This window comes from Streptomyces sp. NPDC037288 (assembly GCF_055603265.1).
This window is the reverse complement of record NZ_JBVJVY010000122.1, coordinates 1-6,341: the sequence shown is the minus strand read 5'-3', so window position 1 is coordinate 6,341 and position 6,341 is coordinate 1. Positions and strand designations below refer to the sequence as shown.

General features: G+C 63.1%; 4 protein-coding genes and 1 pseudogene. 3 read left to right on the top strand and 2 right to left on the bottom strand.

Annotation, left to right across the window (positions count from 1 at the left end):
• Positions 1-83: pseudogene (locus ACZ7GZ_RS41795) on the top strand (IS5/IS1182 family transposase); the annotation flags it as partial.
• A gap of 454 nt (positions 84-537) precedes the next feature.
• Complete coding sequence (locus ACZ7GZ_RS41790; protein WP_471032925.1) at positions 538-2,334, top strand: ATP-binding cassette domain-containing protein; 1,797 nt, start codon at positions 538-540, stop codon at positions 2,332-2,334.
• Positions 2,335-2,884: 550 nt separating this feature from the next.
• Here the strand turns inward: ACZ7GZ_RS41790 and ACZ7GZ_RS41785 are convergent.
• Complete coding sequence (locus ACZ7GZ_RS41785) at positions 2,885-3,283, bottom strand: hypothetical protein (protein ID WP_471032922.1); 399 nt, start codon at positions 3,281-3,283, stop codon at positions 2,885-2,887.
• Positions 3,284-3,479: 196 nt separating this feature from the next.
• Between ACZ7GZ_RS41785 and ACZ7GZ_RS41780 the strand changes: the two genes are divergently transcribed.
• Positions 3,480-4,049 carry a superoxide dismutase family protein gene (locus tag ACZ7GZ_RS41780; protein WP_471032919.1) on the top strand — a complete coding sequence of 190 codons (570 nt, stop codon included), beginning with the start codon at positions 3,480-3,482 and terminating at the stop codon, positions 4,047-4,049.
• A gap of 952 nt (positions 4,050-5,001) precedes the next feature.
• Here the strand turns inward: ACZ7GZ_RS41780 and ACZ7GZ_RS41775 are convergent.
• Positions 5,002-5,253, bottom strand: a complete 252-nt coding sequence (locus ACZ7GZ_RS41775) for an SSI family serine proteinase inhibitor (protein ID WP_471032917.1) — start codon at positions 5,251-5,253, stop codon at positions 5,002-5,004.
• Between the last annotated feature and the right edge of the window lie 1,088 nt (positions 5,254-6,341).

The window sequence follows — 6,341 nt, the reverse complement described above, 5'->3', positions numbered from 1 at the left end:
GGCGAGCACGCTGCTCCACCCGCCGCATCGGCACAGCAGTTCAAGCCGTCCACACCCTGATGACCTGCACATATTCAGGATGAAAACGGTTCACTCACAGCGCAAGGCTGAAAGGTCTGTGAATCCTGAACACCGGCTTCCCGGAAGATATAGGGGATATCCATATTGCACACCGCAGGCAAGACGGCACACTAGAACGCGGATCAGGAACCGGATCTTCCTTGAGCCGGCTGCCCAGCCGAGGACGCCGTTCTGCTTTGTCTTCTGACTGGGTCTGATTCGGTAGGAACTCCAAAGCGCTGAAACTCCATTGACCGACCACCACTTGCTGTCTTGCACTCCACGCCCCGACGACCATGGTCCCTGCACGCCTGGGCCTGCCGCGCCCTCAACGCGGTGTTACGTAGTTCCCTGTCAACGCCGCGCCGCGTTACGTACCGCGCCGGTCGACGCTGTCGCGAAAGGTCACTCATGTTCTCCGGGAACGGTCGCCATCGTCGGCCCGGCCAGACTCCGGATACCCTCGTCACGGCCGAAGTGACCGGATCCGCCATCACCATCCCGCAACTCGGACCCCCCGGCGTCGGCGCAGCCAGCGGCACCACAGGCGGCCGGGGCGCCGAGATGTCGCCGTTGACCGCACGTCAGCTGACAGTAAAGGTCAAGCACGGCAGGGGCGCTCGAACACTGCTGAACAACGTGAGCTTCACGGTGCCCGGAAGATCCCTGATCGCAGTCGTCGGTCCATCCGGCTCAGGAAAGACCACCTTGCTGCGTGCCCTGACGGGCCATCAGGTGGATGTCAAGGGCGAGGTACTCTACGAGAACCAGAACCTCCATGAGCGTTTCGGCGAACTGCGCCGGCACATTGGGCTCGTTCCCCAGTACGACATCCTCCACCCACAGCTCACGGTGCGCTCCGCGCTCCGCTACGCCGCCAAGTTGCGCTTCCCCCGCGACACAGCGCCAAGGGAACGCGCCCGACGGGTTGAGGAAGTGCTGGCTCAGCTCAGACTCGGCCTCCACGCCGACCAACGCATCAGCTCGCTCTCCGGCGGGCAGCGCAAGCGTGCCTCGGTGGCGGTGGAACTTCTGACCAAACCCTCGCTCATGTTCTTGGACGAACCAACCTCCGGCCTTGATCCGGGCATGGACCGTGATGTCATGGAGTTGCTGAGGGGACTCGCGGACGACGGCCGGACCGTGCTGGTGGTCACACACTCAGTCGGAGCTTTGGAGCTATGCGACAAAGTACTGGTCTTGGGACCAGGCGGATCCTTGGCCTACTTCGGCGCCCCGGACAAGGCACTTGCATACTTCGGGAAGGCTACCTGGGCCGATGTGTTCTCCGCCTTCGAGAGACGTGGGGATCACGTCTGGTCCCGCAGGTGGCAGGAACACCAGCGACATGTGGCTGCTACGGCCGCCGCCCCACCGCAGCCGACAGCCACAACCCCCGAGGCAGTACACACTCCGGAGCCACCTCGCTGGAGGACGCAGCTGTCTGGGCTGGTCCGTCGGCAACTGGCGGTGATGGCCTCCGACCGGAGGCTGGTCTGCCTGATAGCCCTCCTGCCCATTGTCCTGGGCCTGGCCAGCACCGTCATACCTGCGGACTTCGGCCTTCGCAGGGCACCCGGCGGAACGCCGAATCTCGAAGCCGGCACGATCCTCGCGTCCGTTGCCATCAGCGTCTGCTTCATGGGGGCCGCGAACTCCGTCCGTGAGGTGGTCAAGGAACGGGTGATCTATGAACGGGAACGGGCCGCGGGCCTCTCCAGATCCGCCTACCTCATGTCGAAGATCACTGTTCTGGGGCTTATCTCGGGCCTCCAGGCAATCATCATGTGCCTGCTCGGACTCCTGCCACGTGCATCACCGCCACACGGGATCGTCGTGGCGGACGCCCCGATCCTTGAGATGAGCTTCGTCATCACAGCGCTCGGGTTCACCTCGATGATGTGCGGTCTGGTCATCTCGTCGCTGGCGAGGACTACCGAGAGCACCATGCCTCTCCTGGTTCTGTACTCCGTCTTCCAGTACCTGTTCTCAGGCATCACGTTTCGCCTCTTCCACAGTCCCGGAGTCGAACAAGTAGGCTGGCTGGCACCATCGCGCTGGGCCATCGCGTCGGAAGGTGTGACAGTTGATCTCGGGCAGCTGCTCGGTCCGATGGACAAGTCAGCGCCCTCAGCTACCGACCCCCTGTGGCATCACACGCTCGGCCAGTGGCTTACCGATACATGCGTGCTCTTCGTCATGGTGATGAGCTGCTATGTGCTCACGCTCCGGCTCCTGCGTCGGCACGAACCGCCTGCCATACGAAAGCGCTGAGACAGATGGCAGAGGGAAGAACTGATCGGCGGCGCCAGCGTGACCTGCGCGCAGCAGTCCGCGTCCGGCACCACAGCGTCTCGCCTCCCTGCTCGACGCCACCGAGCTGTCCGCCGTGGCCGTGTGCTCGCCACCTCTGCCTCGGCGCAGGCGGTGCCCTGCGGCAGCGGCAACTCTTGTATGCGGACGGACGCCAACTTCCAGGAATGAAGATCGAGCCCAGCGGTGACGACCACTGCTGGTAGGACGACACGGCCGGGCACGACTCCTCCTGGGCGAACCACAGCATCTCCGGGCCCTCCCACACTGGGCGACGGGCTCGTGAACTGGCGTGAGGTTGGCGCGCCGTAGGGATGAGCGCTGTCGTTCACCCAGGCCCCCAGAGTTCGCTGCCGAGGTGTTCGGGGCGTTGCCGCGACGGGATCAGCAGCCGTGGGGTGAGATAGCGGGGCTCGACCGGAGGCACCACCGCGTGGTCATTTTCCCCGCATCGCTGGGCCGCGGACGGTGCTCACGCGCATGCACGTGTTACGCGTTGCAAGCAGCCTGATCACGGCTCAGGGTTTTGGTGGCAGTTTTCCATCGTTTGTGCATATGCCAACGCTCTCGCAATCATCTCAATTTGCCCCTTCACCCGCACAAGTCGATGAAATTCTGCCGCATCCAGTCGGATTATTTTCTCGATCGCATTCGGGGAAAGCCCAAGCGACTCAAGCTCAGAGTATGAGCTTCGCTTATAGCGCAGCATGTACATCTCGCCCTCCACTTGCCGGTAAGCCTGGCGCGCCAGCAGGCGAGGATGACAAACCAGTAACCACTGGTTACGGTAATGCGCGGGTAGTAACTCCCACAGCCATCTGATCGCTGTCCTTTCCCACTCAGGCAGAGATGGCTTCATGACTTCCGCCGGCCATAGTGGCAAGCCTTGGTTTCCACTGGCACTCGGCATACGCAGCCTCCAAACACCCGTCCATCACGTGGTCACGACCCCACCGTTGAAGACGCAGCCGTGCGCTGCGTGCACCCTTCGCCGGCTGTGCACAAGCCGGCTCATCACCCCTGCGGGTGAAGGGTTCAGTGACCGAGGCCGGGAAGGGATACCTACGACAGGATTCTCACTTGAGAGACAGAAGAAGGTGAAGTTGATGAAACTGGCCAAGACGACTGTTGTCGCAGCAGCTGCCATCACGATGACCATGGTGACGAATGCGTCAGCATCAGAGAACTCCTATCAGCTTCGGACAGATGCGCGATTTGCACCGCCAACTGCCTTCATCCCGTCTCGTGCAGTCACGTATGACATGACTCTGGTACCCGCAGCCTCGTACATCGAAGTCAAGGAGTACGCCACCAATGCTTTGACCCGCGTCGGACTGAAGGTCCGAGGCTTAAGGCCGAACCGCACGTACGGGGCACACGTGCACACGAAACCATGCGATTTCCGTCCTGACGGCCCCGGTCCTCACTACCAGAACCACCCGGACCCGCACCAGCCCTCCGTCGATCCCGCTTACGCGAACCGGAGGAACGAAGTGTGGCTGGACTTCAAGACCGATCGCAGCGGGAAAGCCAGCGTCGTGTCGCGCAATGACTGGCGCTTCCGCATCGGCGGGGCGGGGTCTGTGGTGATCCACGAGCGCGGGACCACTACCGGCCCTGGAGAAGCCGGCATGGCCGGCGCACGGGTGGCCTGCTTCACAGTCCCGCTCGGCTGACCAGCTCGTTGGCGATCGTCCGCGCCACGGCGGCACAGACCCGGGGTGCTGTAGCCGTTGCTGCGACGTGTCGTCGTTCGAGCGGAACTCGTCTGGGAGCGCGGCCCGAGCGAGATCCGCAGGGAATGAGCTACTTGGCGGGTCGTCGGTCTCGAGAACAAGCAGCCGGAGCCGCTCCGCATACCTCTCGGTTTATGCACCACCCGAGAGCGTCGTGCGCCCGTCGATCTTCAGGAGCAGCACGGAATATCGCCTCCAAGGCGTTGACGCGTCGGCGGGCGAGGGCGACTAAAGCTTGCTGGTGCCCTTGCCCTTCGGCGCGCTTGCGCTGGCAGTACGCCTTGGAGGTGAGGCCGGCCAGTGCCGACACGTGCCTGGTCCGCCCAAGGCAGCCTGCGGATCCCCTGGGCGTAGAGATGCTCGCGGAACCTCGACTCGATGAGGGCCATCCAGCTCGGCGATCTCCTCGCCGAGGGCCAGCGGCCCCTTCCCGAGGCGGGCCTCCACGGCGGCCTGGAGGCGGTTGATCTGCCGCGTGGGGTCGCACACGAGGTCGAGCCGTCGGGTGGACAGTGCGCAGGACTGGCAGCGATCTCGTCACCAGGCCCCAGTAGCCCAGATCCCGGCTGATGCGGGCCTGGTAGGCGATGACGAAGGGGCCCTCCGCGCGGCCTTCCCTCGCTCTGGCAGCTGACCGAAGCCTGGTGGCCGATCAGCAAGTCGGCTCGGCGCCACGGAGGTCGACTGTCACAGGACGCCGTCAAATATCGCCCGCGCATCGCCGATCAACGCCGGCAGCCCAGTCTCGCCGTTTCTAACAGCAGCAATCGAATCGCTTCTCCTGTATGGCGGTCGAGTCCGCGGGGTCCGGGCGGCCAGGCCCATGAGCCATCCAGCGGATCACCGTTACCAGCCCGCGCCCGGAACCGAAGGCTGACGGAACCGCGACGGCTCAAAATGCGAAGACATCGCCGGTGGTTTTCTGCAGTTCGCAGGAGTTTGTAAAGGTCTTCTCGTATGAGACCTTCTTGCCTCGCCACCAGCCCTGGGCAGTCACGGTCACAGGCTTGTAAATCTTGTAGCACAGGCCGTGTGGATTGACGTTGAGTTCCTCGAAGTCCCCTGCGACGGAATCCAGCGTCGGACACGCCTCCCGGGCCCCGGGATGATGCCCCACGCTCCACGTAGGATGACAACCCAACACTACCCACCGGTCCGGCGGCGGAGGTGGGATTGATGCCAGACTGGGCCTTCGTCAATAGCATAACCGTGACAGGGTTGCTTTTGACATCGCCGGTGGACTCGTCAGCTGCGGCAGAGGCCGCTGGCAGCAGGGTGGAAATTACCGTGGCAGCAGAAGCGAAAGCAATCGCGCAGATACGCATTGGGCACTTTTCTCTTAATTGAAACTCAGCTAATGGATTGTGCTTCCTGTAGCATCGCGCCGAACGCGGACGCGTGTCGCGGATACATCGAGAGCCCATTTGACTCTCACTCTTACCAACCCTCAGAGGCTTCAGGGGCAAGCACACGCCTACGAGAGCTGCATACGCCCGACGCATGACGATCAGGCGATCCAAACGAGTGAGGTGCTCCAGTCCTTCCGCTCACGCGGTTCACCGTGGATATTCAGGTGCTGCCGCGAACGCGAGCGTGACGGTCAACTTACCTGGCAGGGTGCGGCGATGTGCCGCATCGCAACCAGTCGACGCAAGCGAAAGGGTGCGTACACACTGGTGCAAGGACCTGCCAGGGGGCCTGCCTCCGCCGCATAGCGGTAGTTGTCACCTCTGCGACAACGACGGGAGGGTGGTGCCAATCGGGTGACCTACGGCGTCACATGTCCCCCTTGGAAAGACTCTCCCTTCTGGGACGAGGTGTTGAACCCTCCTTCCTCCGCAGGGTCCCGTACCCCCTACTCTCGGTCGAGGGGGTACGGGACCCATAGCCGTACTCATGCCGCTGGTTGGGCTGATGGCACTTGTGTGCGCGCTTGTTCAGATACCTCGACGTCCCAGCCCTCGGGTCGATCAGGACGCACAGACCCTGGATCACCAAAGGTCGTCAAACGAGAGCTGGCGGCGGGATGCCCATGTGTCGAATGCATGGTCGCCAGGGGCACCAGCCTCTGGCGGGTCATCGCCTGTTCGAATGGCCGGTTGGCAGGTCTGCGCCCGGCGCAATACTTCCTGGACCTTGAACCGTTCCGGGTTCGATAGAGACTCGATCATTTGAGAGGATCGAGTCATGGCACGTCCTTCCCTCTACCCCGTTGAGCTGCGTAAACGAGCG

Coding starts and splice junctions, on each gene's coding strand:
- ACZ7GZ_RS41785 (WP_471032922.1), bottom strand. CDS start 3,283: ATGCCGAGTGCCAGTGGAAACCAAGGCTTGCCACTATGGCCGGCGGAA.
- ACZ7GZ_RS41780 (WP_471032919.1), top strand. CDS start 3,480: ATGAAACTGGCCAAGACGACTGTTGTCGCAGCAGCTGCCATCACGATG.